25 protein-coding genes are annotated in these 26,997 nt (G+C 66.5%); 16 read left to right on the top strand and 9 right to left on the bottom strand.

Features of this window, described 5'->3' with window-relative positions:
• The first annotated feature begins 50 nt into the window (after positions 1 to 50).
• The 6 genes from lpdA (at position 51) to OEJ36_RS23460 (ending at position 6,703) form a co-directional block, all read left to right on the top strand.
• On the top strand, positions 51 to 1,487 hold the full coding sequence (gene lpdA / locus OEJ36_RS23485; RefSeq protein ID WP_263403585.1) for a dihydrolipoyl dehydrogenase: 1,437 nt from the start codon (positions 51 to 53) through the stop codon (positions 1,485 to 1,487).
• Positions 1,488 to 1,688: 201 nt separating this feature from the next.
• Complete coding sequence (gene sucC / locus OEJ36_RS23480; RefSeq protein WP_021216853.1) at positions 1,689 to 2,855, top strand: ADP-forming succinate--CoA ligase subunit beta; 1,167 nt, start codon at positions 1,689 to 1,691, stop codon at positions 2,853 to 2,855.
• Positions 2,855 to 3,742 carry a succinate--CoA ligase subunit alpha gene (sucD, locus tag OEJ36_RS23475; protein WP_021216854.1) on the top strand — a complete coding sequence of 296 codons (888 nt, stop codon included), beginning with the start codon at positions 2,855 to 2,857 and terminating at the stop codon, positions 3,740 to 3,742. Before sucC ends, sucD begins: the two co-directional genes overlap by 1 nt.
• 283 nt (positions 3,743 to 4,025) lie before the next feature.
• Entirely contained in the window at positions 4,026 to 5,333 is a 1,308-nt protein-coding gene (brnQ, locus tag OEJ36_RS23470; RefSeq protein ID WP_263403584.1) for a branched-chain amino acid transport system II carrier protein, read from the top strand.
• Positions 5,334 to 5,585: 252 nt separating this feature from the next.
• Positions 5,586 to 6,317: a DUF599 domain-containing protein gene (locus OEJ36_RS23465; RefSeq protein ID WP_263403583.1), complete on the top strand. Its 732-nt coding sequence runs from the start codon at positions 5,586 to 5,588 to the stop codon at positions 6,315 to 6,317.
• Positions 6,314 to 6,703 carry an MAPEG family protein gene (locus OEJ36_RS23460; RefSeq protein WP_263403582.1) on the top strand — a complete coding sequence of 130 codons (390 nt, stop codon included), beginning with the start codon at positions 6,314 to 6,316 and terminating at the stop codon, positions 6,701 to 6,703. Before OEJ36_RS23465 ends, OEJ36_RS23460 begins: the two co-directional genes overlap by 4 nt.
• 157 nt (positions 6,704 to 6,860) lie before the next feature.
• Here the strand turns inward: OEJ36_RS23460 and OEJ36_RS23455 are convergent, their stop codons facing one another.
• Positions 6,861 to 7,151 (bottom strand): hypothetical protein, encoded by a 291-nt coding sequence (locus tag OEJ36_RS23455; protein WP_263403581.1) that lies wholly within the window; start codon positions 7,149 to 7,151, stop codon positions 6,861 to 6,863.
• A gap of 132 nt (positions 7,152 to 7,283) precedes the next feature.
• On the bottom strand, positions 7,284 to 7,514 hold the full coding sequence (locus tag OEJ36_RS23450; RefSeq protein WP_263403580.1) for a hypothetical protein: 231 nt from the start codon (positions 7,512 to 7,514) through the stop codon (positions 7,284 to 7,286).
• A gap of 136 nt (positions 7,515 to 7,650) precedes the next feature.
• On the opposite strand from OEJ36_RS23450, the gene OEJ36_RS23445 reads away from it, so the two are divergent.
• The 4 genes from OEJ36_RS23445 (at position 7,651) to htpG (ending at position 11,874) form a co-directional block, all read left to right on the top strand.
• Positions 7,651 to 8,106: a PaaI family thioesterase gene (locus OEJ36_RS23445; RefSeq protein ID WP_021216860.1), complete on the top strand. Its 456-nt coding sequence runs from the start codon at positions 7,651 to 7,653 to the stop codon at positions 8,104 to 8,106.
• Positions 8,103 to 8,546, top strand: a complete 444-nt coding sequence (locus OEJ36_RS23440; RefSeq protein WP_263403579.1) for a PaaI family thioesterase — start codon at positions 8,103 to 8,105, stop codon at positions 8,544 to 8,546. Before OEJ36_RS23445 ends, OEJ36_RS23440 begins: the two co-directional genes overlap by 4 nt.
• 47 nt (positions 8,547 to 8,593) lie before the next feature.
• Positions 8,594 to 9,841 carry an MFS transporter gene (locus OEJ36_RS23435; protein WP_263403578.1) on the top strand — a complete coding sequence of 416 codons (1,248 nt, stop codon included), beginning with the start codon at positions 8,594 to 8,596 and terminating at the stop codon, positions 9,839 to 9,841.
• A gap of 134 nt (positions 9,842 to 9,975) precedes the next feature.
• Positions 9,976 to 11,874 (top strand): molecular chaperone HtpG, encoded by a 1,899-nt coding sequence (gene htpG / locus OEJ36_RS23430; RefSeq protein ID WP_263403577.1) that lies wholly within the window; start codon positions 9,976 to 9,978, stop codon positions 11,872 to 11,874.
• 197 nt (positions 11,875 to 12,071) lie between these two features.
• Here htpG and OEJ36_RS23425 read toward each other — a convergent pair whose 3' ends face one another.
• Together OEJ36_RS23425 and OEJ36_RS23420 are read right to left on the bottom strand one after the other, a co-directional pair.
• Positions 12,072 to 12,659: a hypothetical protein gene (locus tag OEJ36_RS23425; protein ID WP_263403576.1), complete on the bottom strand. Its 588-nt coding sequence runs from the start codon at positions 12,657 to 12,659 to the stop codon at positions 12,072 to 12,074.
• Complete coding sequence (locus tag OEJ36_RS23420; RefSeq protein ID WP_263403575.1) at positions 12,656 to 13,258, bottom strand: hypothetical protein; 603 nt, start codon at positions 13,256 to 13,258, stop codon at positions 12,656 to 12,658. The genes OEJ36_RS23425 and OEJ36_RS23420 overlap by 4 nt, the downstream gene beginning before the upstream one ends.
• A 264-nt stretch (positions 13,259 to 13,522) precedes the next feature.
• Here OEJ36_RS23420 and OEJ36_RS23415 point away from each other — a divergent pair, with 264 nt between their 5' ends.
• From OEJ36_RS23415 to OEJ36_RS23405, 3 genes are all read left to right on the top strand, one after another.
• The gene (locus tag OEJ36_RS23415) at positions 13,523 to 14,248 is read left to right on the top strand and encodes a dienelactone hydrolase family protein (protein ID WP_263403574.1); all 726 of its coding nucleotides are present in this window, start codon (positions 13,523 to 13,525) and stop codon (positions 14,246 to 14,248) included.
• Positions 14,249 to 14,401: 153 nt separating this feature from the next.
• Positions 14,402 to 18,088, top strand: coding sequence for a PAS domain S-box protein (locus OEJ36_RS23410; protein WP_263403573.1), 3,687 nt, complete (start codon positions 14,402 to 14,404; stop codon positions 18,086 to 18,088).
• 5 nt (positions 18,089 to 18,093) lie between these two features.
• The gene (locus OEJ36_RS23405) at positions 18,094 to 19,101 is read left to right on the top strand and encodes an HD-GYP domain-containing protein (RefSeq protein WP_263403572.1); all 1,008 of its coding nucleotides are present in this window, start codon (positions 18,094 to 18,096) and stop codon (positions 19,099 to 19,101) included.
• A 57-nt stretch (positions 19,102 to 19,158) separates the two neighbouring features.
• Here OEJ36_RS23405 and panB read toward each other — a convergent pair whose 3' ends face one another.
• Positions 19,159 to 19,989, bottom strand: a complete 831-nt coding sequence (gene panB / locus OEJ36_RS23400; protein WP_263403571.1) for a 3-methyl-2-oxobutanoate hydroxymethyltransferase — start codon at positions 19,987 to 19,989, stop codon at positions 19,159 to 19,161.
• An 85-nt stretch (positions 19,990 to 20,074) separates the two neighbouring features.
• Between panB and OEJ36_RS23395 the strand changes: the two genes are divergently transcribed.
• On the top strand, positions 20,075 to 20,875 hold the full coding sequence (locus tag OEJ36_RS23395) for an AraC family transcriptional regulator (protein WP_263403570.1): 801 nt from the start codon (positions 20,075 to 20,077) through the stop codon (positions 20,873 to 20,875).
• Here OEJ36_RS23395 and OEJ36_RS23390 read toward each other — a convergent pair.
• From OEJ36_RS23390 to OEJ36_RS23375, 4 genes are all read right to left on the bottom strand, one after another.
• Positions 20,872 to 21,735, bottom strand: a complete 864-nt coding sequence (locus OEJ36_RS23390) for a pirin family protein (protein ID WP_263403569.1) — start codon at positions 21,733 to 21,735, stop codon at positions 20,872 to 20,874. The genes OEJ36_RS23395 and OEJ36_RS23390 overlap by 4 nt on opposite strands.
• 67 nt (positions 21,736 to 21,802) lie before the next feature.
• Complete coding sequence (locus tag OEJ36_RS23385) at positions 21,803 to 22,222, bottom strand: OsmC family protein (RefSeq protein ID WP_263403568.1); 420 nt, start codon at positions 22,220 to 22,222, stop codon at positions 21,803 to 21,805.
• Between the two features lie 78 nt (positions 22,223 to 22,300).
• Positions 22,301 to 23,581 (bottom strand): methyl-accepting chemotaxis protein, encoded by a 1,281-nt coding sequence (locus OEJ36_RS23380; RefSeq protein ID WP_411861047.1) that lies wholly within the window; start codon positions 23,579 to 23,581, stop codon positions 22,301 to 22,303.
• Positions 23,582 to 23,818: 237 nt separating this feature from the next.
• On the bottom strand, positions 23,819 to 24,706 hold the full coding sequence (locus tag OEJ36_RS23375) for a substrate-binding periplasmic protein (protein WP_263403566.1): 888 nt from the start codon (positions 24,704 to 24,706) through the stop codon (positions 23,819 to 23,821).
• A gap of 94 nt (positions 24,707 to 24,800) precedes the next feature.
• Between OEJ36_RS23375 and OEJ36_RS23370 the strand changes: the two genes are divergently transcribed.
• On the top strand, positions 24,801 to 25,832 hold the full coding sequence (locus OEJ36_RS23370) for an amidohydrolase family protein (RefSeq protein WP_263403565.1): 1,032 nt from the start codon (positions 24,801 to 24,803) through the stop codon (positions 25,830 to 25,832).
• 550 nt (positions 25,833 to 26,382) lie between these two features.
• The gene (locus OEJ36_RS23365; RefSeq protein WP_043246178.1) at positions 26,383 to 26,847 is read left to right on the top strand and encodes a DUF3859 domain-containing protein; all 465 of its coding nucleotides are present in this window, start codon (positions 26,383 to 26,385) and stop codon (positions 26,845 to 26,847) included.
• The last annotated feature ends 150 nt before the right edge of the window (positions 26,848 to 26,997 follow it).

The raw sequence follows: 26,997 nt of genomic DNA, 5'->3' as shown, positions 1-26,997 counted from the left end.
CAGCCCGGCCTGTGGCTTGCCGCTTGAAGCTCGAGGCTTAGGAGAACGTTATGACCCAGAAATTCGACGTGGTAGTGATTGGTGCGGGCCCCGGCGGTTACGTTGCGGCCATCAAGGCGGCCCAGCTCGGCCTGAAAACCGCCTGCATCGAGAAATACCAGGACAAGGACGGCAAGATCGCCCTGGGCGGTACCTGCCTGAACGTCGGCTGCATTCCGTCGAAGGCGCTGCTGGACAGCTCCTACAAGTACCACGAGGCCGTTGAAGGCTTCAAAATCCACGGCATCGAAGCCAAGGGCGTCAGCATCGACGTACCGGCCATGGTCGCCCGCAAGAACGGCATCGTTAAGAACCTGACCGGCGGTGTAAGCACCCTGTTCAAGGCCAACGGCGTCACCCTGCTGGAAGGCCACGGCAAGCTGCTGGCCAACAAGCAGGTCGAAGTCACCGGTTCCGATGGCAAGACCCAGATCGTCCAGGCCGAGAACGTGATCCTCGCGTCCGGCTCGCGTCCGGTCGACATTCCGCCGGCTCCGGTCGACCAGGACGTCATCGTCGACTCCACCGGTGCCCTGGACTTCCAGGCCGTACCGAAGAAGCTGGGCGTCATCGGCGCTGGCGTGATCGGCCTCGAACTGGGTTCCGTCTGGGCCCGCCTGGGCGCCGAAGTCACCGTGCTCGAAGCCCTGGACAAGTTCCTGCCTGCCGCTGACGAGCAGATTGCCAAGGAAGCCCTGAAGGTCCTCACCAAGCAAGGCCTGAAGATCCGCCTGGGCGCTCGCGTCACCGGTTCCGAAGTGAAGAAGAAGCAGGTCACCGTCAGCTTCACCGACGCCGAAGGCGAGCAGAAGCAGGTGTTCGACAAGCTGATCGTTGCCGTTGGCCGTCGTCCGGTCACCACCGAGCTGCTGGCCGCCGACAGCGGTGTCACCCTCGACGAGCGTGGCTACATCTACGTCGACGACCACTGCAAGACCAGCGTTCCGGGCGTCTTCGCCATCGGTGACGTGGTCCGTGGCGCCATGCTGGCCCACAAGGCGTCGGAAGAGGGCATCATGGTTGCCGAGCGTATCGCCGGCCACAAAGCCCAGATGAACTACGACCTGATCCCGTCGGTGATCTACACCCACCCGGAAATCGCGTGGGTCGGCAAGACCGAGCAGTCCCTGAAGGCCGAAGGCGTCGAAATCAACATCGGTACCTTCCCCTTCGCGGCCAGCGGCCGTGCCATGGCTGCCAACGACACCACCGGCCTGGTCAAGGTCATCGCCGATGCCAAGACCGACCGCGTCCTGGGCGTCCACGTGATCGGCCCGAGCGCTGCGGAACTGGTCCAGCAGGGCGCCATCGGCATGGAATTCGGCACCAGCGCCGAAGACCTGGGCATGATGGTCTTCTCGCACCCGACCCTGTCCGAAGCGCTGCACGAAGCGGCCCTGGCCGTTAACGGCCACGCGATCCACATCGCCAACCGCAAGAAGCGTTGAGAAATCAGCCGGTGATGCTGCGCCTGTGCGTGGCATCTCCAGCGGATTCCTGAAAGAAGAACCACGGCGGGCTACCCGTCGTGAGTCCCCTGGGGCTCACCGCGGAAAGCCCGCCGGACTGCCTTTAAGCAGTCACAGGTGGCGCGGCACCACGAATGCAGCGCCGAATGGGCAATACCCAAACGAAGACGGTAGACAAGCATGAATCTCCACGAATATCAGGGTAAGCAGCTGTTCGCTGAATACGGCCTGCCCGTATCCAAGGGCTTCGCCGTGGACACCCCGGAAGAAGCCGCAGAAGCCTGCGAAAAAATCGGTGGCAGCGAGTGGGTCGTCAAGGCCCAGGTCCACGCCGGCGGCCGCGGTAAAGCGGGCGGCGTAAAGCTGGTCAAGAGCAAGGACGACGCCAAGGCGTTCGCCGCAAACTGGCTCGGCAAGCGCCTGGTGACCTACCAGACCGACGCCAATGGCCAGCCGGTCACCAAGATCCTGGTTGAGTCCTGCACCGATATCGCCAAGGAACTGTACCTGGGCGCCGTGGTAGACCGTTCCAGCCGCCGTATCGTGTTCATGGCGTCCACCGAAGGTGGCGTGGACATCGAGAAAGTCGCTCACGAGACCCCCGAGAAGATCCTCAAGGCCACCGTTGACCCGCTGGTCGGCGCTCAGCCCTACCAGGGTCGTGAACTGGCCTTCCAACTGGGCCTGCAAGGCGACCAGATCAAGCAGTTCACCCACATCTTCGTGAACCTGGCCAAGCTGTTCCAGGACTACGACCTGGCCCTGCTGGAAGTGAACCCGCTGGTGATCAAGGCCGACGGCAACCTGCACTGCCTGGACGCCAAGATCAACATCGACAGCAACGCCATGTACCGTCAGCCCAAGCTGCGCGCCATGCACGACCCGTCCCAGGACGACGCTCGTGAAGCCCATGCGCAGAAGTGGGAACTGAACTACGTCGCGCTGGAAGGCAACATCGGCTGCATGGTCAACGGCGCTGGCCTGGCCATGGGCACCATGGACATCGTCAACCTGCACGGTGGCAAGCCTGCCAACTTCCTCGACGTCGGCGGCGGCGCTACCAAAGAGCGCGTGACCGAAGCCTTCAAGATCATCCTGTCCGACAGCAACGTCGCTGCCGTTCTGGTGAACATCTTCGGCGGTATCGTTCGTTGCGACATGATTGCCGAAGGCATCATCGGTGCAGTGAAAGAAGTCGGCGTGAAGATCCCGGTGGTCGTCCGCCTGGAAGGCAACAACGCCGAGCTCGGCGCCAAGGTCCTGGCCGAAAGCGGTCTGAATATCATCGCTGCGACCAGCCTGACCGACGCTGCCCAGCAGGTCGTCAAGGCCGCGGAGGGTAAGTAATGAGCGTCCTGATCAATAAAGACACCAAAGTAATCTGCCAGGGCTTCACCGGCTCGCAGGGTACCTTCCACTCCGAACAAGCCATCGCCTACGGCACCAAGATGGTCGGCGGCGTGACCCCCGGCAAGGGCGGCACCACCCACCTCGGCCTGCCGGTGTTCAACACCGTCAAGGAAGCCGTGGAAGCCACCGGCGCTGACGCTTCGGTGATCTACGTTCCGGCTCCGTTCTGCAAGGATTCCATCCTCGAAGCGGCTTTCGGCGGCATCAAGCTGATCGTCTGCATCACCGAAGGCATCCCGACCATCGACATGCTGGAAGCCAAGGTCAAGTGCGACGAGCTGGGCGTACGCCTGATCGGCCCGAACTGCCCGGGCGTGATCACTCCCGGCGAGTGCAAGATCGGCATCATGCCGGGTCACATCCACCTGCCGGGCAAGGTAGGCATCGTGTCGCGTTCCGGCACCCTGACCTATGAAGCCGTGAAGCAGACCACCGACGCCGGCTTCGGCCAGTCCACCTGCGTGGGCATCGGTGGCGACCCGATCCCGGGCTCCAACTTCATCGACATCCTGAAGCTGTTCCAGGAAGACCCGAAGACCGAAGCGATCGTCATGATCGGTGAGATCGGCGGTTCCGCTGAAGAAGAAGCCGCTGCCTTCATCAAGGCCAACGTGACCAAGCCGGTGGTGTCCTACATCGCTGGTGTCACCGCTCCGGCCGGCAAGCGTATGGGCCACGCTGGCGCCATCATCTCCGGCGGCAAGGGCACTGCGGACGAGAAGTTCGCCGCCCTGCAAGACGCTGGTGTGAAGACCGTGCGTTCCCTGGCTGACATCGGCAAGGCCCTGGCCGAGCTGACCGGTTGGGAAGTGAAGAAGGCCTAAGGCTTTCCGATCTGGGCAAAGGCCACCTTCGGGTGGCCTTTGTCATTTCGGGCCGACGGAAAACTGTTGAACAGGCGACAGCCAGTTACAGCCATCCGACAGCCTGACCTGCGTCAGCACCGCAAGCATGCGAATTTCGATAGGCTTGCAACTATCTTGCGCCAGAGCCTCAAAAAGGCGATGCGCGCTCCAGTGGTTCGCCCCATACGGGCGGATGACGTTTCCCCCGATCCTCAGGGAAACCCTCGGCTAACCTTGTTTTCACGATGTGGTATTTCCTCAGATGACTTCCCTGAAAGGCCAGGACATCCTGGCGCTTGGCTTCATGACATTTGCCCTGTTCGTCGGGGCTGGCAACATCATCTTCCCGCCCATAGTCGGCCTGCAGTCCGGACCCCATGTCTGGATGGCCGCCTTCGGCTTCCTCATCACCGCCGTCGGCCTGCCGGTGGTCACCGTGATCGCCCTGGCCAAGGTCGGCGGCGCCATGGATGCCCTCAGCAGCCCCATCGGGCGCACCGCCGGCGTGATCCTCGCCGCCGTCTGCTACCTCTCGGTGGGCCCGCTGTTCGCCACCCCGCGTACCGCGACCGTTTCCTTCGAAGTGGGCCTCGCCCCGCTGACCGGCGACACGCCCATCGCGCTGTTCGCCTACAGCCTGGTGTACTTCCTGGTGGTGCTGGCGGTTTCCCTCTACCCGGGGCGCCTGCTGGATACCGTCGGCCGCTTCCTGGCACCGCTGAAGATCATCGCGTTGCTGGTGCTCGGCATCGCAGCCTTCATGCTGCCCCTGGGCGAGATCGGTGAAGCCACGCCTGCCTACCAGGCGGCGCCGTTCTCCCAGGGCTTCATCAACGGCTACCTGACCATGGATACCCTGGGCGCCCTGGTGTTCGGCATCGTCATCGTCAACGCCATCCGCTCCCGCGGTGTCGAGTCGCCGCGTTTGATTACCCGCTACGCCATCATCGCCGGGCTGATCGCCGGCGTCGGCCTGGCGCTGGTCTACATCAGCCTGTTCCGCCTCGGTGCCAACAGCCATGCCATCGCCGGTGAAGCCACCAACGGTGCGGCGGTGCTGCACGCCTACGTGCAACACACCTTCGGCAACCTCGGCAGCGGCTTCCTCGCCGTGCTGATCTCCCTGGCCTGCCTGGTCACCGCCGTCGGCCTCACCTGCGCCTGTGCCGAGTACTTCAGCCGCCTGGTGCCGCTGTCCTACCGCAGCCTGGTGATCATCCTCGCGGGCTTCAGCCTAGTGGTGTCCAACCTCGGCCTGACCAAGCTCATCCAGTTCTCCATCCCGGTGCTCACCGCCATCTACCCGCCGTGCATCGTGCTGGTGGCCCTGAGCTTCTGCTGGAGCCTCTGGCACTCGCCGGGCCGCGTGGTGGCACCGGTGATGGCGGTGTCCCTGCTGTTCGGCATGATCGATGCGCTCAAGGGCGCCGGCTTCGACATGCCGCAGTGGCTGGCTCACCTGCCGCTGTCGGAGCAGGGCCTCGCCTGGCTGCTCCCCGCCGTCGCCGCCCTGGCCGTGGCCAGCGTCTGCGACCGCCTGCTGGGCAAGCCGGTAGAAGCGGCTGCCTGATCCACGCTGCACCGCAAAAAGCCGCCTTCGGGCGGCTTTTTCATGTCCACGGTTTGTCCTTCAGAAGCTCGCGGTGGAAGAGGGGGAGATGCGCCGTGCCGCTTGGTGGTCCTGTTCCCGGGCTGAAGCCCGGGCTACGCGCCGAAACCCTGGCTATGACTGGGTGAAATTTGTCGTGATCCTGGCGCAATCGATGTTGCCTTGGGCGCAGTTGCCGACGTCTATAATCCGCGCAATTTCCTAGGAGTATCCATGTCGATCCAAGTGCTTCCCCACCTGCTGGCCATCCTCTGGTTCATCCTCTGCTGGGGCGGCTACACCCGCTACGCCACCTGGAAGGGCAGGGACACCCCGTGCCTCGCCTCCGTCATGCACCTCTACCGCGAAGACTGGATGCGCCGCCTGCTGCTGCGCGACAACCGCATCGCCGACGCCAGCGTGATCGGCAACCTCGAGCGCAACGCCTCGTTCTTCGCCTCCAGCACCCTGATCATCCTCGCCGGCGTGCTCACGGTGCTCGGCTCCACCGACCGCGCCGTGTCCATCCTCGCCGACCTGCCCTATGTCGAGCCGGCCAGCCGTGGCATGTCCGAGCTCAAGCTGCTGGCCATCGCCGTGGTGTTCGTCTACTCGTTCTTCACCTTCAGCTGGTGCATGCGCCAGTACAACTTCGCCGCCGTGCTGGTGGGTTCGGCGCCGATGATCGGCGAGCGCAACGTCGGCGAGCAGGAGCGCAAGGACTTCGCCACGCGCACTGCACGGGTCATCTCCCTCGCCGCCAACCAGTTCAACCTGGGCTTGCGCAGCTACTACTTCGGCCTGGCCATGCTCGCCTGGTTCATCAATCCCTGGTTCTTCATGCTGATCACCGCGGGTGTGGTTTTCGTGCTGTACCGACGCGAGTTCCACTCCGCTGTGCTAGAGGTGATGGTGTACACCCCGACGACACAGGCGGTGGAACCGCCGAAGGAGAAAAACGAATGAGCATCCCGTTCTGGTGCGTGTTCTTTGCAGCCCTGCTGATCTACGTGGCCAAGATCCCCCTGGCCAAGGCCATGAAAGAGGAGGGCAGTGGCTACGACAACCACCATCCACGTGCCCAGCAATCCCGTCTCACCGGCTTCGGTGGCCGCGCCCTGGGTGCCCACCTCAACAGCATCGAGATCTTCCCGCTGTTCGCCGCCGGCGTGCTCATGGCCCACACCACCGATACCCGTGGCTGGCTCATCGACCTGCTGGCGCTGGTCTTCATCGCCTCGCGGGTGATCTACCTGTTCCTCTATTGGAACGACATCGACAAGCTGCGCAGCCTGGTGTGGACCGTCGGCCTGTTCTGCTGCCTGCTGCTGATGCTCAGCCCGGTGCTCTGATCACGCGACGAGGCGGCGGGTTTCACCCGGCCTACAGACGCCGTAGGGTGGGTGAAACCCGCGTCAGCCAGGCCGACGGAGCCACTGAACGGCACCCGGCAGATACAAGAAGGCCCGCATGATGCGGGCCTTTGCGTTATGGCGATTACTGCGAGGCTCACTTGCCGTCGATGGCGTCCTTGGCTTCGTCGCCGGCACCTTCCACGGCATCGCCGATATCGTTGGCGGCATCTTCGGCCTTCTCGCCCGCAGTGGGCTCGTGACCGGTGAGCTGGTCGGCCTTCTGCTCGGCCGCCTCGCCACTTTCCTTGGCGGCATCACCCAGGGACTCCATCGCTTCGGACGCCGATTCCTTGGCCGCTTCCATCTTGTCTTCCGGGGTCTTTTCGCAGGCTGCCAGGCCCAGGGTGAAGGCCAGCATCAGGGCATAGGAAAGGGTCTTGCGCACGGTGTATCTCCTGGTTCGACATGGATCGGGTGAGTGGCCTCACCTCGTGCCGTTTTGGAACCCAGGCGTTTCGCTTTAGTTCCTCGGGTTGCCGCCAGCCCCCGGGTAGCAAGGGCTGGCGGCGAGCGGGGGTTACTGCTGGCCGCTGGGCTGGCCGCCTTGGGGCGCGGGCTCGGGAGCTGTGGTGGGGGCGGCCGGGGTCGGTGCCGGTGCCGGGGTCTGCGGTGCACCGCTGGGGGCCGGCTGGGTGGCGGCGGGTGGGGTTTCGCTCGGCTGCGCAGCCTTGTCGTCGGCCGGCTTGTCGCAGGCGGCGAGGCCCAGGCTGGCGGCGATCAGAAGCGCATAGGCATAGGACTTGTGCATGGGAATTCTCCTTGGTCTTGGTGGTTGCACGACGACCTTTCGAGCCTCCCAGGCCCTCGAAGTTCAGCCGGATCGCCCCAGCGGCGGGCTGCGGGGTATCATGCGCGCCTTCACGCCAACGCCATGGAACCACCGGATGAGCGACAACCCCATTCTCGACAACGCCCAGCGCTTCCTCTCGGTGCTGCGCCACTGCCAGGTGCTCGGCCTGCGGGTACAGAGCGCCGACAGCAAGGGCCTGACCCTGTGCCTGCCCTACAGCGAGCAGATCATCGGCAACCCGGAAACCGGCGTCATCCATGGCGGCGCCATCACCACCCTGATGGACACCACCTGCGGCATTTCCACCGTCTGCGTGCTGCCCGAGTTCGAGATCTGCCCGACCCTCGACCTGCGCATCGACTACATGCACCCGGCCGAACCGAACAAGGACGTCTACGGCTTCGCCGAGTGCTATCGCGTCACGCCGAACGTCATCTTCACCCGTGGCTACGCCTACCAGGACGACCCCGAGCAGCCCATCGCCCACGTGGTTGGCGCCTTCATGCGCATGGGCAAGCCCAGCCAGCTGAAGAAGGGAGGTGCGGCATGAAGCTCGACCTCGACGCCCTGGTGCGCGAAGCCCACGACAAGAACGACTACGACTCGCTGGTGTGCCTGATCCCCTACGCCAAGCTGCTGGGCATCGAATGCCTGCGCCTGGGGGACGACGTGGTGTTCCGCCTGCCGGCCAACAAGGACAACATCGGCAACCCGACCCTGCCGGCCATTCATGGCGGCGTCATCGCCGGCTTCATGGAGCATGCCGCGATGCTCCACCTGCTGATGTTCATGGGCATTCCACATTTGCCCAAAATCATCGACTTCTCGATAGATTACCTACGCGCCGGGCACTATCGTGACACCTTCGCCACCTGCCAGGTCTGGCGACAGGGGCGCCGCGTCGCCAACGTCGCCATCACCGCCTGGCAGACCAACCAGACCGAGCCCATCGCCACCGCCCGCGCCCACTTCAAGGTCGACGAACCCTGACCCGTGGCCGGGTGCCATGCGCCCGGTCCTGCATCAAGGAATCATGGATGGATGCACTACTGATCCTCGGCGGGCTGCTGCTGATCCTCGCCGGTCTCGTCTGGCTGGTCATGCTCGCCTTCGGCACCAGCCTGTTGTGGGGAATCGGCAGCCTGCTGCCGCCGATCACCCTCGGCTATATCGCCGCGCACTGGCGCACCGCACGCAAGGCGGTGATGCTCGCCGGTCTTGGCATCATCCCGCTGATCGTCGGGCTGACCCTGCTCGCCAACCGCGACCCCGAGCGCCTGCACGCCATCGTCAATCTCGAATGGCTCAAGGGCGAGCGCCGAGAGCCCAGCGAACTGGCCATTCAGCTGCGCGGTGAACTCAACGGCCAGCCATTCCAGCCGCAACAGGCGGAACTCATCGACGGCGTGTTGAGCCTGCGTGAAGGCCAGGACTTCTTCGCCCGGCGCGAGGTGAGCATCCGCCTGGGGCAACAGCCGGAGGGCGAACTGCGCCTGGACGTGCTGCCCGAAGACTCCGGCAGCAAGCCGGAAGTGGAAATCAGCTGGCTGCTGCCGGAGCAGGAGCTGCCCGAAGCGCGGCGCCTGGCCAAGGGCTACACCCTGCACCTGGACCTCAAGCGCCAGGGCCCCAACGTCCTCGCCGGTGCCTTCCACCTGGTGCTGCCGCCGCAGTTCAAGACCACCCTCAGCGGCGAGATCGAGCTGTTCACCGATCGCTTGCGCTACCAGGATGGCCAGGTCGACCTGCGCCACGATTCCGTGGACACCCTGCAGCATGTCGCCCGTGACTACCTGCAGCGCCGTTTCGCCACCCGTAACGTCGAACTTGCACGGCTGCCCGCCGTGAGCCTGCCGGCACGGGAACTGGAGCTGGAAGTGGATGCGCGCATCGATGGCAGTGCCCAGCATCTGCCGTTGCAATTCACCCGCAGCGACCTGCGCGGCTGGGCCATCAAGGGCGACCGCTTCCCGCCGCTGCCTGCAGTGCAAGCCAAGGCCGAGGCCATCGGCACCGAGCCCGAAACCGCACCCGCCGAGCGTCCCTCACGCCCGGCCGATCGCCGCCTGCGCTTCTCCCTGGAGCGGCTGCTGAACAACCCCAACCACTACCAGAACCTCACCATGCGCGTGCAGACCCAGCGTGGCAGCCTGGCGGAGGGGCGTTTCAACGGCATCAACGCCGACGGCCAGATCATCATCCGCCGCAACCTCTCCGGGCAGGGGGAGGCCAGCTTCGTGCTGCGCCCCGAAGAAATCGCCCGCATCGAACTGCTCGAGCCCTGAGCCATCCCGCCACGACCGCCTGCACAGGCGGTCGTCGGCGCTCTCCATGCAAGCCCTTGAAATTGAACAGCTAGCCCCCATCTGGGTGACATCCGCCGCAGTCGCGGCCTAATCATCCGTGGAGTTAGATGACCATGAGTGTGGAGACTCAAAAAGAAACCCTGGGCTTCCAGACCGAAGTGAAGCAACTGCTTCACCTGATGATCCATTCCCTGTACTCGAACAAGGAAATCTTCCTGCGCGAGCTGATCTCCAACGCCTCCGACGCCGCCGACAAGCTGCGTTTCGAAGCGCTGGCCAAGCCGGAACTGCTCGAAGGCGGCGCCGAGCTGAAGATCCGCGTGAGCTTCGACAAGGACGCCAAGACCGTCACCCTCGAAGACAACGGCATCGGCATGAGCCGCGATGAAGTCATCGCCCACCTCGGCACCATCGCCAAATCCGGTACCGCCGATTTCCTCAAGAACCTCTCCGGCGACCAGAAGAAGGACTCGCACCTCATCGGTCAGTTCGGCGTGGGCTTCTACTCCGCGTTCATCGTTGCCGACAAGGTCGATGTCTACAGCCGCCGTGCCGGCCTCGCCGCCAGCGAAGGCGTGCACTGGTCGTCGAAAGGCGAGGGCGAGTTCGACATCGCCAGCGTCGAGAAGGCCGAGCGCGGCACCCGCATCGTCCTGCACCTGAAGAGCGGCGAAGAAGAGTTCGCCGATGGCTGGCGCCTGCGCAACGTCATCAAGAAATACTCCGACCACATCGCCCTGCCCATCGAGCTGCCGAAGGAACACCACGGCGAAGAAGCTTCGGCCGAGGTCGAGTGGGAAACCGTCAACCGCGCCAGTGCCCTGTGGACCCGTCCGCGCACCGAGGTGAAGGACGAGGAATACCAGGAGTTCTACAAGCACGTCGCCCACGATTTCGAAAACCCGCTGTCCTGGAGCCACAACAAGGTCGAAGGCAAGCTGGAATACACCTCGCTGCTGTACGTCCCGGCCCGTGCGCCGTTCGACCTGTACCAGCGTGAAGCGCCCCGTGGCCTCAAGCTCTACGTGCAGCGGGTGTTCATCATGGACCAGGCCGAGCAGTTCCTGCCGCTGTACCTGCGCTTCATCAAGGGTGTGGTGGACTCCAACGACCTGTCGCTGAACGTCTCCCGCGAAATCCTCCAGACCGGCCCCGTGGTCGACTCCATGAAGTCCGCGCTGACCAAGCGCGTGCTGGACATGCTGGAGAAGCTGGCGAAGAACGAACCCGAGCAATACAAGGGCTTCTGGAAGAACTTCGGCCAGGTCCTCAAGGAAGGCCCGGCGGAAGACTTCGCCAACAAGGAGAAGATCGCCGGCCTGCTGCGCTTCGCCTCCACCAGCGACGAAAGCGGCGAGCAGAGCGTCTCCCTGGCCGACTACATCGGCCGCATGAAGGAAGGCCAGGACAAGGTCTACTTCCTCACCGGCGAGTCCTACGCCCAGGTGAAGAACAGCCCGCACCTGGAAGTCTTCCGCAAGAAAGGCATCGAAGTGCTGCTGCTCACCGACCGCATCGACGAGTGGCTGATGAGCTACCTCACCGAGTTCGACGGCAAGCACTTCGCCGACGTGGCACGCGGTGACCTCGACCTCGGCAAGCTGGACTCGGAAGAAGACAAGAAGGCCCAGGAAGAAGTCGCCAAGGCCAAGGAAGGGCTGGTCGAGCGCCTCAAGACAGCCCTCGGCGAGGAAGTCTCGGAAGTGCGCGTCTCGCACCGCCTGACCGACTCCCCGGCGATCCTCGCTATCGGCGAACAGGACCTTGGCCTGCAGATGCGCCAGATCCTCGAAGCCAGCGGCCAGAAGGTCCCGGATTCCAAGCCGATCTTCGAGTTCAACCCGGCCCACCCGCTGATCGAGAAGCTCGATGGCGAGCAGGACGAAGACCGTTTCGGCGAGCTCTCGCACATCCTCTTCGACCAGGCTGCCCTGGCCGCTGGCGACAGCCTCAAGGACCCGGCCGCCTATGTGCGCCGCCTCAACAAGCTACTGGTGGAACTCTCTGCCTAAGGCTTGCAAGGCTCAAGAACAAGGCCCGCATCAGCGGGCCTTTTTCATGGGCACAGAATGACGGTGCTCTTCGTAGGGTGGGTAGAGCGCAGCGAAACCCACCATTGCAAAGCCCCAGGCTCACCCATTCGCCGGCACATCACCCCAAACGAAAAAGGCCCGCAAGTGCGGGCCTTTTTTCATGGCAGGGCAGGCGTTCAGAACACGCCGTTCTTGCTGGCGTCGAGGATGGTCGCCTTGTTGTTGTCGTAGTGGATCGCGTTGATTTTGCTGAAGGGGTTGGCGACCACGACGCCGGGGAACAGCAGGATCTGCATCCAGGTGCGCACGCTGTCCTGCTTGGTCACCTCGGCCAGCACCTTGCCGTCGCGGTTGCGGTAGGTGGTCTGGGTGATCACGCGATCCTCGGCGGTGGACGGTATAACCATCAGGGTCAGGCCACTGATGAAGGCCAGCGCCATGCTGCCGTGGCCGTCGTTGGTCACCTTCACCTCGGCGGTGATATCGGCGTCGCCGAAGCCTTCGTTGACCGAGGAGAACAGGTTGGATTCCTTGTAAGCCTTGCCGGTGATGTCGGACCAGGCCTTCACGGTGGCCGGCTGCACGGCGCCATCGACGTCGTTCATCTTGACCTTGCCTTCCACCACGTAGCGCAGCGAGGGCTTCTGCTCCTTGGCTTGCGGCCAGGTGCCGAGGTCAGCGGTTTCGCCCGAACGGAAGCCGGCGCAGCCGGTGAGCAGGGCCAGGCCCAGGAAGAGGGTGGTGATGCGCAGGAAGTGGGTCATTTGGTTTGTTTTCCAAGATCGGATTGGTATTGGTCGAGCAGGTCGGCAACGGCGCTCTGGCGCTCAGGGCTGCCGTTCACCGGGCCCATGGAATAAAGCGAGATGCTGCGCTCGCCGTATTGGCGGGTCTGGTAGCTGTGCAGCAGCTTGCCCTGGGCATCGCTCACCTGGAGGCGGCCACTGACGTTGGATTCGTCGATGTGGGAGGTGCCGCCGAACCAGATGTAGCCCGTGAGGGTGACGAGGGCGAAGGGAAAGTAGCCGCCATAGGGACGACGGTGGACGTTGTAGGTGTCGAAGCTGAACGACAGCACCTGGTCGTCGGCCGCGAGGGTCTGACCGGGCATGCGCACGTTGCTGAAGCGGTTGCTGGCCTTCAGGTAGTTGCCCAGGCTCAGGGTCATGCCGCTGGACTGGGTCTGCCCGGCATTCCATTTGACGAAGGTCTTGTCGGTCACTTCGACCGGGGCGAGGGCGACGCTCTGCTGGGCAGGGCTGGCGGCTTTGTCGGGGGCGGGGAAGTCGGTGCCCTGGGGCACGGTCACGCAGCCCCCCAGCAGGGACAGGGAAAGAAGGACAGCGGCGAAAGGCCCCTTCATGTCACGCTCCTTGTGAGAAGAGTTTGGTTGGAAATCATCGGTGCCGGAAAACCGGCGGCGGGATGATGCCGTTCTGATGGCGCAATCGCAAGTCGCCGCTCCGTTCTTGTACCCGAAACGCGATCGGTCCCACGACTTCAGGGCCGAGCAATCGTCAGCCAACCCGTGCGTTCGCCGCCAAGCACGGCTAAGCTCCTGCGCTTGGGCCAGAAGTCCCAGGCCAGAGCGGACGGCCGATTCCATCTACGGTAAACGAGGTGATCCATGAGTCAGATCCGCGCCCACGCCATCAGCTATGAAGTCGACGGCCAGGTCTTCGAGGGGCAACTGGTCTATGACCCCAATGTCGAAGACCCGCGGCCGGCCTTGCTGATGGCGCCCAACTGGTTCGGCATCACCGACAGCGCCATCGATACCGCGCGCCAGGTGGCCGAGGAGAGGAGGGTGGTGCTGGTGGTCGATCTCTATGGCGCCGGGGTGCGGCCTGCCGACGCCAGCGAAGCGGGTGCCGCCATGGCGCCGCTCAAGGCAGACCGCCAACTGCTGCGCCGGCGCATGCTCGCCGCATTGCAGGCCCTGCGTGAGCAGCACGCGGTGAATATCGACCCAGCCCGCCAGGCCGCCTTCGGCTTCTGCTTCGGTGGCACCTGCGCCCTGGAGCTGGCCCGCGCCGGCGCGGACCTCAAGGCCTTCGTCTCCTTCCACGGCGCGCTGGATACGCCCGACCCCGCCGACGCCAAGCGCATCAAGGGCGCGGTGCTGGTGCTCGATGGCGCCTCCGATCCTCTGGTGCCCCGCGAGCAACTGCCGGCCTTCGCCGCCGAGATGAGTGCAGCCGGGGTGGACTGGCAACTGCTCAGCTACGGCGGTGCCGTGCATTCATTTACCGACCCCGAGGCCAAGCGCCCCGGCGTGGCCGAGTACAACGCCAGGGTGGCCCGGCGCGCGTTCGCCGCCATGGATGCGCTGCTGGACGAAGTCTTCACCTGACCGATCGGACAGGAGGTTTTGCAATCGCCCATGGATGATGGCATTTTGCCGTTTCCCGATGGCCTTCCTGAATCGGCGCCAGCATTGACTGCCGCGCCGGGACAGTGTTGATTCAATTCCACGCCCTTCGCCCTGCCGCGAGACCCGGATTCGATGCTCGATCTGTCCCTGTTCTTCTTCGACGCCGGCCAGCCCACCCTGCTGGTCTTCGGCGAGCACAATGCCTGGATGGTGCTGCTGTCGGTCCTCATCGCCATCTTCACCTCGGCCATGGCGCTGCAGCTGGCGGGTGTCGCCCGCCTGAGCAGCAGTAGCCTCTACCGCCAGGTGGCCATCGCCACGGGCGCCATCGCCCTGGGCGGCGGCGTCTGGGCCATGCACTTCATCGGCATGCTGGCCTTCCAGCTGTGCGCCGCGGTGAGCTACGACCCGGCCATTACCGTGCTCTCGGTGCTGCCCAGCTTCTTCGCCTCCTGGGTGGCGCTCAACCTCCTGGCACGCAGCCAGGTCAGCGCCGCCCAGTTCATCGGTGGCGGCGTGCTCGTGGGTGCCGGCATCGGCGCCATGCATTACAGCGGCATGGCCGGCATGCAGATGGCACCGCTGCTGCGCTACGACCCCTGGATGTTCGGCCTGTCGATACTGGTGGCCGTGGTCCTGGCCATCATCGCCCTCTGGGTGCGCTTCGGCCTGCGTCGCTGGGTGCAGGGCTGGGTGGCGATTCTCCTCAGCGGCGTGGTCATGGGGCTGGCCATCGCCGGCATGCACTACATCGGCATGGCGGCCGCCCGCTTCGTCGGCGTCGAGGAGTTCGCTGCGCCCCAGGGCGTGCGGGGCAGCTTCTACCTGGCACTTGCGGTGGCCATGGCCACCATCTCCCTCAGCGTGTTCGTCGCCGCCGCCAACGGCCTGCTGCGCTACCGCCACCTGTTCCGCGAGCTGGAGGCCGGGCGCAATCACCTCAGCTCGCTGCTCGACGCCGCCTTCGAAGCCATCTTCACCATCGACCACCAGGGCATGGTGCGCTCGGTCAACCACGCGGTGTTCGAGCTGTTCGGCTGGCAGCCCGAGGAACTGATCGGGCAGCACATGAGCCTGCTGCTGCCGCCGGAATACGCCCGCGAATTCGGCGAGGCCCTGGAGCAGTACACACGCAGTGGCGAGACCCGGCTGTCCGGCTCCGAGCTGGAGCTGATGGGCCTCGCCCGTGACGGCCGCGAGATACCGGTGCGCCTCAGCCTTGGTGTCACCCACCGGGACGGCAAACCCTGGTTCGTGGTCTTCGTCGCCGACATCGGCGATCGCAAGGCCATGGAGGCCGCCCTGCGCGACAGCGAGCAGCAGTACCGCTCGCTGATCCGCAACATCCCGGGTGTGTCGTTCCGCTGCCTGCTCAACGACGACTGGACCACGCTGTTCATCAGCGACGCGGTCAAACGCCTCACCGGCTGGCCGGCGGAGGAGTTCATCAACGGCCGTTCCTTCACCGCCCTGTACCACCCCGATGACCTGGAACGGGTGATCGACGAGGTCTACGCCGCCGTCGCCAAGGGGCGCAGCTATGTAGTCGAGTACCGCCTGTTCGACCGTGACGGCCGCGAGCACTGGGTCTGGGAAAGCGGCAGCGCCGAATACGACCAGAGCGGCGAGCCGCGCTGGATCGACGGCGTATTGCTGGACCAGACCGAAACCAAGCTGCGCAATGCCGAGTACGAGGGCAAGGTGACCGCCATCAGCAAGGCCATGGCGATGATCGAGTTCGACCTCCAGGGGCGCGTGCTGGAGGCCAACGAAAACTTCCTCGACCTGTTCGGCTACAGCCGTGAAGAGCTGATCGGCCAGTACCACGCCCTGTTCTGTGACGAGGCGCTGGTGCACAGCGAGCGCTACCGCAGCTTCTGGGCCGACCTGCGCCAGGGCGTGTTCCGTTCCGGCGAGTACCGGCGCATCGGCAAGGACGGCCGCGACGTCTGGATCCAGGCCACCTACAACCCCATCCTCGATGCCGACGGCAGGCCCTTCAAGGTGGTCAAGCTGGCCACCGACCTGACGCCCCGCCGCCTCATGGAGCAGGACCTGCGCAACGCCCGCGACCGCGCCGAGCAGGCCGCCGCCGCGCGCAGCAGCTTCCTGGCCAACATGAGCCACGAAATCCGCACGCCGATGAACGCCATCATCGGTTTCTCCGAGCTGCTCCTGGACACGCCCCTGAGCGAGAGCCAGCGTCGCCACCTGCGCACCGTGCAGCACTCCTCGCGCTCGCTGCTGGGGCTGCTCAACGACATTCTCGACACCGCCAAGCTGGATCGCGGCGCCATCGAACTGGAGCACCTGGACTTCTCCCTGCGCGAGCTCTGCGAGCAGGTCTGCGCGGCCCAGCGCCTGGGCGCCGAGAAGAAGGGCCTGGCCCTGCACTTGGAATACGCCGCGCACCTGGACGACTTCTTCAAGGGCGACCCGCTGCGCCTGCAGCAGGTGATCACCAACCTGCTGGGCAACGCCGTGAAGTTCACCGAGCGTGGCGAGGTGCGGCTGGTGGTGGACGGCGCGCCCGGTGCGCTGCGCGTGGCCATCCACGACACCGGCATCGGCATCGCCGAGGACCGCCTGGAAAAGATCTTCGACCCCTTCGCCCAGGCCGACGCCTCCATGAGCCGGCGCTTCGGCGGCACCGGCCTCGGCACCACCATCTCTCGCCAGTTGGTGGAGCTGATGGGCGGGCATATCCGTGTGCAGAGCCGGGAAGGCGAGGGCAGCGTATTCACCGTCGAGCTGCCCCTCAGCCGCGGCACCCGCGTGCGCCAGAGCGAGCGCTCGGCGGTGCCGGTGCTCGCGCGCCTGCGCATCCTCGCCGCCGACGACGTGGCGCAGAACCTGGAATTGCTCGAACTCAACCTGCAGCGCCTCGGCCACGAGGTGCACAGCGTCAACGATGGCCGCGCCGCCGTGGACGCCTACGCCGCGCAGCCCTTCGACCTGGTGCTGATGGACGTGCAGATGCCCGGCATGGACGGGCTGGAAGCCACGCACCTGATCCGCGAATTCGAGCAGCGCGAAAAGCGCCCGGCCGTGCCCATCATCGCGCTGACCGCCAGCGTGCTCGACCGCGATCGGCAGAACGCCCTGGACGCCGGCATGAACGGCTTCGCCAGCAAGCCCCTGGACGTGCCCGAGCTGGTGGCCGAAATGGCGCGCCTGCTGGAGGGCCGCCAGCTTGCGACGGCCCTCGACACCGCGCCCATGGAGCGTGAGGTCGCTGCGCTGTTCGACTGGAACCGCGGCAAGGAACTCTGGGGTGGCCCGGTGCAGATGGCCGCCGCCATCGGCCGCTTCCTTAGCGAGCAGGACGACCTGCTCAGCCAGTTGCGCGACGCCCTGGAACGCCAGGCCCTGGACGATGTCGCCGCCATGGCCCATCGCCTGCGCGGTGCCGCCGCCAACCTCGGCCTCAGCCAGATGGCCGGGTGCGCCGGTGACCTGGAGCGCGGCGGCCTGGCCGGCAAGCTGGCCGACCTGGAACCGCTGCTGCACGCCCTGGAGCGGGTGCTCGACACGGTGCGCGAAGCGCTACCCTTATTCCCCACCGCCAGCGAGACGAACCCAGGCGCCGGTGCCGAGCTGGACCGCGCCGGGCTGCTGCAGGCCGGCCAGGCGTTGGCACAGGAGCTGGCCCGTGGCGGCCTCGACGACGCGGCGCTGGAGGTGTTGCAGCGTGGCCTCGACGGCCGGCCCGGCCATACGCGGCTGCAGGACCTGCAGCGCGCGCTGGATGATTTCGATTTCGACCAGGCCCTTGAGCACCTGCATGGCCTGCTGGCCTGGCTCGAGACAGGAGACTGACCTGCATGACCGCTACAACCGCCGATTCCCGGCTCTGCCTGCTGCTGGTGGACGACGAGCCCACCAACCTCCAGGTACTGCGTCACATCCTTCAGGATGACTATCGCCTGCTGTTCGCCAAGGACGGGGCCAAGGCCCTGGAGCTGGCCCAGCGCGAGGCGCCGGACCTGGTGCTGCTGGACGTGATGATGCCGGGCATGACCGGTCACGAAGTCTGCGCGCGGCTCAAGGCCGACGAAGCCACCACCTCCATCCCGGTGATCTTCGTCACCGCCCTGGCCGACGTCGACGACGAAGCGCGCGGCTTCGAAGTGGGCGCGGTGGACTACATCACCAAGCCGGTGAGCCCGCCCATCGTCCGCGCGCGGGTGCGCACCCACCTGTCCTTGGTGCGCCTCGACGAGCTCAAGCAAACGCGCCTGCAGATCGTCCAGCGCCTCGGCCTGGCCGCCGAGTACAAGGACAACGAGACCGGCCTGCACGTCATCCGCATGAGCCACTACGCGCGCATCCTCGCCCGCGCCCTGGGCTGGAGCGAAGCCGCCTGCGAGGACCTGCTCAACGCCGCGCCCATGCACGACGTCGGCAAGATCGGCATCCCCGACGCGGTGCTGCGCAAGCCCGGCAAGCTGGACGATGACGAGTGGGTGGTGATGCGCGAGCACGTGCGCATCGGCGCCGAGATCATCGGCGAGCACCCCAGCGGTCTGCTGCGCATGGCCCGCAGCATCGCCCTGACCCACCACGAGAAATGGGACGGCAGCGGCTATCCCAACGGCATCAAGGGCGAGGCCATCCCGGTGGAGGGCCGCATCGTCGCCATCGCCGATGTATTCGATGCCCTCACCAGCGAGCGCCCCTACAAGAAGGCCTGGCCGGTGGAGGAGGCTATCGCCTTCCTCCGCGAGCAAAGCGGCAGCCACTTCGACCCGAGCCTGGTGGAGCTGTTCATTACCCAGATGCCGGCGGTGCTGGAGGTCAAGGAGCGTTGGGCCGAAGGGCGGATGGACTAGCCGCCCGGGTGCCGCAGGGTGGGACGGGCGGCGCTCCGCTTCAGCCCACCGCTCGCTTCACCTCGAAACAGCCTTCACGCCAAAGCAATGCCCCAGCTCCGGGAAGCGCCCCGCGCGCACGTCCCCGGCATAGGCGGCCAGCGCCTGTTCGATGCACGGCGCCAGCTCGGCGTAGCGTTTGACGAAGCGCGGCTGGTAGTCGCCGAACAGGCCCAGCAGATCCTCGGTCACCAGCACCTGGCCGTCGCAGGCGGGGGAGGCGCCTATGCCGATGGTGGGGATCTCCAGCTCTTCGCTCAACTGCCGCGCCAGTGGCTCGGCGGTGCCCTCGATGACCACGGCGAAGGCGCCGGCCGCCTGCATCGCCAGGGCATCGCGGCGCACCCGTTCGGCGCCGGCCGCATCGCGGCCCTGGGCCTTGAAGCCACCCATGGTGTTGACCTGCTGCGGCATCAGCCCGATGTGGGCCAGCACCGGCACGCCCCGGCTCACCAGGAATGCCACGGTGGCGGCCATCTCCTCGCCGCCTTCCAGCTTCACCGCCGCCGCGCCGGTCTCGCGCAGCAGCCGCGCGGCGCTGAGGAAGGCCTGCTCGGGGCTGGCCTGGTAGCTGCCGAAGGGCAGGTCCACCGCCACGCAGGCGCGGCTGGAACCGCGCATCACCGCCTGGCCGTGGGCGATCATCATCTCCAGGGTCACGCCCAGGGTGCTGGGCATGCCGTAGAGCACCATGCCGACGGAGTCGCCGACGATGATCAGGTCCGCGTGGGCATCCACCCAGCGCGCCATGGGCGTGCTGTAGGCGGTCAGCGACACCAGGCTGCCGGCGCCCTTGCGCTGGCGGATGGCCGGGACCGTGAGGCGGGCGATGGGGGCATGGGTGCTCATGGGGGACTCCTGGGCAGTGCACGGATTGGCGTGGCGCAGGCTACCATCGGCGTTTTCCCGCTCACTTGAGCAAAAGGGACAGCCGATGCTGCAAGCGAGACAAGTGCCGCCCGCCATTCCCCCGATCCCGGAGTACCCGCGCCTGCCGCGCCCGGTGTACCTGCGCATGTTCGACATTCCCGCCGGCCACCCCATCGAGATGCACAGCCACGACTGGGTGCAGTTCACCTACGCCCGCGCCGGGGTCATGCAGGTGCTCACCGAGGGGCACAGCTACCTGCTGCCGCCGCAGTGCGCGCTGTGGATTCCCGCCGGGGTGCGCCACACCGCCTACAGCGAGCGGGCCATCGAATTCCGCAGCCTGTACCTGGACGCCTCGGTGCTGGACGGCTACCAGCGCGAGTGCGCCGTGCTACAGGTGACGCCGCTGCTGCGCGAGCTGATGGAGCGCGCTTCGGGCTTCCCCCGCGACTACCCGGAGCAGGGCGCCGAGGCCCGGCTGCTGCGGGTGTTGGTGGACGAGGTGCGTAACCTGGAGGCTGCGCCCTTCAGCCTGCCGCTGCCCCGGGATGCGCGGCTGCGGCGGATCACCGACGCGCTGCGCGCCGACCCGGCGGACGACCGGGGCATCGAGGCGTGGGCGGGGCAGGTGGGGGCGTCACGGCGCACCCTGGTGCGGTTGTTCCAGGCCGAGACGCAGCTGTCGTTCCGCGAGTGGCGGCAGCGTCTGCGCCTGCTGGCGGCGCTGCCCCTGCTGGCCGACGGCATGAGCGTCACCACCCTGGCCAGCGAGCTGGGCTACGACTCCACCTCGGCCTTCATCGCCCTGTTCCAGCGCCACTACGGCTGCACGCCGGGCGCCTACGGCAATCGCTTGCGCAGTTAGCGCGGCAGTTCGATGCGGCTGGTTTCGCCCGGCACCTGCGGCCAGTCGGCGGCGGCCCAGCGGGCGCGTGCCGCGTCGATGCGCTGCGGGTCGCTGGACACGAAGTTCCAGTTCATCCGCCGGGGGCCGTCCAGCGGCGCGCCACCGATGATCACCAGGTGCGCGCTGCCACAGGCGGCGAGGCTGTACTCCACGCCTTCGGGCAGCACGGTCAGGGTGTTGATGGCCAGGGGCTGGTCGTCCAGCAGCACCTCGCCCTCCAGCAGGTAGACAGCACGCTGTGGGTGCTCGGTGGGCACCTGCAGGGTGGTGCCGGCCTCCATCTGCACGTCGGCGTAGAGGGTGGGGGAGAGCACCGGCACCGGGGATTCCAGGCAGAAGCCGTTGCCGGCGATGAGGCGGATGCGCACGCCGAGGGCGTCCTGCTGCGGCAGGCTGGCGGCGGGATGGTGGCTGTAGCTGGGCGCGCGTTCCTCTTCCTCGCGGGGCAGCGCCAGCCACACCTGCAGGCCATGGATGCGCGAGCCGCTGGCCACGCGTTCCGCCGGGGTGCGTTCGACGTGGGCGACGCCGACACCGGCGGTCATCCAGCTCACGTCGCCGGGTTGCACGCGCTGGTCGGAGCCGAGGCTGTCCTTGTGCTGCAGCTCGCCTTCGAACAGGTAGGTGAGAGTGGAAAGGCCGATGTGCGGATGCTGGCGCACGTCCATGCCCTGGCCGGCCGGGTAGGCGCTGGCGAGCATGTGGTCGAAGAACACGAAGGGGCCGACGCTGCGGCACTGGGCCGACGGCAGGGGGCGGAGGATGGGCAGCCCGGCGACTTCTTCGGCACGGGGGCGGAGGGTGAGGATGTCGTTCATGCTGGGCTTCCGGCGCGGTGGAGGCGCAAGCATAACGCGTCCACGCGGGAAGCCCAGAGGGGCAGGCTTACTGGCTGAAATCGCCTTCGGCCAGGCGGGTCTCGATGGTCACTTCCGTGGTGGTCATCAGCTTGTGCAGCGGGCACTTGTCGGCGATGCGCAACAGGGTGGCGCGCTGGTCATCGGTGAGGGCGCCGCGCAGGGTCAGCTTCACGCTCATGCCGTACTGGCCTTGCTTCTCCTTGCTGCTGTCGTGGGTCACGTCGACGCCGATGCCGGTCAGCGGGATGTCATGGCTGCGGGCGTAGAGGGTCACGGTGAGGGCCTTGCAGGCACCCAGGGCGACGTCGAAATAGTCGTGGGGTTCCGGCGCGCTGCCTTCGCCGCCCAGGGCCTTGGGCAGGTCGGTGAACAGCTGGTGCTCTTCGCCGACGTTGATGCTGTGGCGGTAGCCATCTGCGGATTCGGTGGTGACGGTAATGGTCATGGGCAGTCCTCTGCGTGGTTTGGGTAGGCGGTCCTGCTGGTTAGAGGCCGCCCACCTCCTGAGTGTTCCCGTGACCGTTCAGATCAGCGCGCTGAGGCGCACATCGGCACCGAGCACGCGCTGCAGTTCGCCACGGGGTCCGAAAACCGGCACCGAGACGGTGAAGCAGAAGTCGTCGGTGGCGGACGAACGGTACACCGGCGTGATGTGACTGGCGAGGCCATCGGCGACCGCGCGGAACCACGGGCGTTGCCCCCAGTTGCGGCCCTTGCAGGATTCGCCCTGGTGCGGCACGTCGAGGGCGAAGACATTCTCCGAGAGCTGGGTGCCGGTGCGGTCCACCAGGTAGAACAGTTCGATGCGCGCATCGCGCTTCAGGGTCTCGGCCAGCAGCTGCTCGGCCTGGGCCGCGTCGCCCAGCAGCGCCGGCTCGCAGGCCAGGCGCTCGATGCTGCGCTGGATGTCGCAGTGCATCTCCAGGCGGAAGCCGCCCAGGCCCTGCAGCAGGCGGTCGCCATCCTCACGCACTGCCTGGCTGTGGCGCAGCACCTGGCCGGCCTTGCCCAGCAGCTCGGCGGCCACCTGGGCGATGTTCTGCACGTCGCCGTTGATCGAGCGCACGGCCTGGCCGATCTGCTCGGTGCCGGAGGCGATCTGGCCGACGCGGCCGTCCAGCTTGTCCATGGCCGCGCGGGTGCTGTCCAGCCCGGCGCCCACCTGGAGCATGCCCTGGTGCCCCTCGGCCACCGCCTGGTGCATGCGCTCGCCGGCCTCGGCCAGCTGCGCCATGCCATCGCGGAAGCGCTCGATGATGCCGCTCACCTGGGTGGTGGCGTCTGTGGTGTGCCCGGCCAGGCGCCGCACCTCCTCGGCGACCACGGCGAAGCCTCGGCCGTGGCTGCCGGCGCGGGCGGCCTCGATGGCGGCGTTGAGTGCCAGCAGGTTGGTCTGCTGGGAGATGCTGGCGATCACGCCTATCACCTTGCTGACTTCCTCCAGCTGGCCGGTGAGGTTGCCGATCACGCTGCCCAGTTGCTGCTCGCTGGTGCCGATGGCGTCCACCTGGCGCAGCACGTCCTGGCCGTTGCGCTGGCACTGGCGCAGGGTGCTGGAAACGTCGCCGGAGAGCCGTGCCACCTCGGCGGCGCCGGGCACCAGTTCGGCGTCGAGGGTGGTGGTGACCTCTTCGCTGGCGCTGGCGATCAGCTCGGAGGATTGCGCCAGCAGCTGCCCGCTCTGCTGGTTGGCGGCGGCGATGCGCGCCAGCTCCGGGGCGTGGGCGGCGATGCCGACGGCGGCGCCGAGGCTGGTGCGGATGCGCTGCTGCAAACCCTCGACGAAGCCGTTGAGGCGGCCCATCAGCGGGCTGCCGGCGGGCAGGCGGGTGGTCAGGTCGTGGGCGGTGAACAACGCGTCGAGCGCGCCTTCATCCGTGGCGCGGCGCGCGGGACGCAGAAGCTGCAGCATGGCGATCTCCCTCTCTTCTCGGTTTTCGAGGAGTGCTGCAAGCGAAGTGCCATTACGGCGGCGCCAGGCGTTGCGTGGCGGGGGAGGGCGCGCGCTGCACCGGCACGGGTCGGCCGGGGCGCTCAGGCGCTACTTGGGTGCAAGCGGGCGGTACCAGAGCGCCTCGCGGTCGATGGGGGTTTCTTCCGGCAGGTCGGGGTTGTCCAGTTCGATCACCTGGCGCTTGTCCATGCGTGCACGGCGCAGGGTCTCGCCGTGATAGCGCTGGAACAGGCGCTCGAAGCTGCCATCGGCGATGGCCGCTTCCAGGCCGCGCTGGATGGCGGCGGCCAGCTCGGGGCGCTGGCGCGAGGTGAAGAAGTAGAAGGCCGTCGGGTAGTGCAGCACCAGGTGCTCGTCCACCGCCAGGTGCAGGCCATCGGCTGCGGCGCGGCGCTGCTCGTCCCAGGCCACCACCACCTCGCGGGGGAACAGCTCGAAACGGCCGGCGTCGAGCATGCGGAACAGGCTCTCGTAGCCCGGCGTGGTCACCACGTTGAGGCCGTTGGCGCGCAGGATGGCGGTGTCGGGCCAGTCGTGGCGCTGGCCCATGCGCAGGGCCTGCAACTGCTCGCGTCGGGTCACGCCGGCGAGCAGGTCGCGCTGGTCGGCGCGCACCAGGAACACGCGCCAGCTGATCAGCCCCTTGTAGATGGGGATGCGCACCGGCAGCAGGGCGCTTTCGCGCTCGCGGGTGGTCATGCTCCACATCAGTTGCACGCGCCCGTCGTTGCGCTCCAGGGACAGCTGCGCGCGGGATTGCGGCATGGGTTCGAGGGTGGGCTCGAGTTGGTAGTCGCCGCCGCTGTGCGCCAGGGCCAGTTGCAGCAGTTCGACGACATAAGCTTCCGGGTCCTCGCCCTTGGAGTGCAGGGGATAGACCAGGCGCTCGCCGGCGGTCGAGGCGAGGGCGACGAAGCAGAGCAGGAGAAAGGCGCTGCGCGGCATGTTGGCGTTCTTGTGGCGGGCCTGCTGCATCATAGTCTCAGAAGGCCATCAGAGCATCCGCCTGAACCCGCCAAGCGTGTCGCCGGTCTACCTTTGCCATGAATGATCGTCAGGAGGACGCCCCTTGCCCATCGCCCGCCACTGCCTCGCCGCCATCCTCGCCCTCAGTGCCTGCGCCAGCCAGGCGCGGGACTACCACTACAGCGACTCGCACCTGCACTACGTGGATTTCTTCCAGGAGAGCGAGGGCATGCAGGGACTGCTGAAAGCCATGGATGAGGGGGCCATCGACCACGTGATGATCTCCGGCATCCCGGTGGCCAAGAAGTGGCACGAAGACGAACCCAAGCGCCCGCGCTACTACGCCGGCGACGATGCCGATGCCTACTGGTACACCGCCACCGACGTACTGGTGGCCGCCGCCCTGAAGAAGCTGCCGGAGGACCAGCGCCACCGCTTCCATCCCTTCCTCAGCGGCTTCAACCCCAACGACAAGAACTCCGACGCGCACATCCGCCGCATGCTGGAGCTGGACCCTGGGCTGTGGCAGGGCATAGGCGAGGTCTTCACCCGCCACGACGACCTCACCGCGCTGATCGACGGCGACACTCCGCGCGCCAACAACGAGGCCATGGCGCGCATCTACCACCTCGCCGCCGAGTACGACCTGCCGGTGATGCTGCACTCCAACATCACCTCCAAGCGCGAGCGCAACCCGCTGTACCTGCAGGAGATCGAAGAACCCCTGCGCAACCACCCGCACGTGCGCTTCATCTGGGCCCACGCCGGCACCAGCATGGAAATCCACCGCCACCAGAAGAAACTCGACTTCCTCCTGCCCACCCTCAAGCGCATGCTCGGCGACTACCCCAACCTCTACGTCGACCTCTCCTGGACCGTGCTCCAGCCCTACCTCCTGGACAAGAACGGCAAGCCCGACCCGGAGTGGCTGAAGCTGGTGGAGAAGTACCCCGAGCGCTTCATGCTCGGCTCCGATGTGGTGGGGCGCTTCGAAGGCCTGGGCGACTACCTGCGCGCCTACGACCCCTTCCTCGACGCCCTGCCTGCCGACGTCGCCAAGCGCGTGGCCCGGGACAACTTCCTCGCCGTGCTGCCGCGCAACCCCAAACACCTGCAACACGTCGCCGCCCCGTAGCGCCCCTGCAGGTGCTGTAGGGGGCTTATTAGGGGCGCTGTAGGGGCGACTTCAGTCGCCAAGCAGCCCGCAGGGCTGCCCACGCACAGCGTTCCCGGCTACTCCGCCGGTGGATGAAAAGAGCGCCATCCACCCTACGCATCGGTCGGTTTCGTGGTTCCGGTTGGGCACCGTGCCGTAGGTTGGCGCCGAGCGCAGCGAGGCCCAACGGAGCGGGGTCTGTTGCGTTGGGCTTCGTGCCTCAGCGGAACGCCGCCCGGCCCAACCTACGGGGCACGTGCTCCCCGGCGCCTCGTAGGGCGGGTGAAACCCGCGTCGCCTTTGTACACGGACTTTGCCGGGATGCACCCGACCTACAACGGCACCGTGCCGTAGGTTGGCGCCGAGCGCAGCGAGGCCCAACGGAGCGAGGTTCGGGTCTGCTGCGTTGGGCTTCGTACCTCAGCCCAACCTACGGGGCGCTGTGCTACCCGGTAGCCGGGTCTCAACCTGTCATCAGTTAGTCATGAAGGTGTCATAGCCTCGCGCCATCCCAACCAAGGAGCGAGACATGAAAGCAACCCGACTGAGTGCATTGATCGCCCTCGGCCTGGCATCCGGCGTGGCGATGGCCGACGTGCGGGTCGAAGGGCCGATCGAGTTCGGCGTATTCGAAAGCCGTTACCAGGACTACCAGCCCGGTGAGCGCGTGCTCACCAGCAGCACCCAGAACATCCTGCCCACCGACCAGGTTCCGGCGAAGCTCGGCACCAAGTTCGGCATGCGCTACAAGCTGGTGGGCAAGCACGAGAACGACACCCCGCTGACCCTGCTGTACCTCACCCCGGGCGTGACCACCCCCGACGGCGTGCGCCACGACAAATTCGAGGTGATCCAGAAGATGGCACCCGGCGCGCCCCAGGACGTGATGGCCTACGAGTTCACCGAGACCCACGAAGTGGTCCCCGGCGAGTGGCGCTTCCTGGTGTTCCAGGGCGACCGCCTGCTGGCCGAGAAGAGCTTCGACGTGCGCTGATCGACCTTCGCGTCGAACGGGACCCGGCCATGCGCCGGGTCTGTTCGTTTCGGCGGGCGGCGGCCGCGATTCATCCCTCGCCACGTTTGAGTGCGGGCTGCGCGGTTGCTCGGGCGGCTCAACCGGTGGAAGAGGGCGCTGGCCGCCTAT

The sequence above is a fragment of the Pseudomonas sp. PDM13 genome, assembly GCF_025685765.1.
GTDB lineage: Bacteria > Pseudomonadota > Gammaproteobacteria > Pseudomonadales > Pseudomonadaceae > Metapseudomonas > Metapseudomonas solani.
This window is presented reverse-complemented; position numbering and strand designations above follow the sequence as displayed.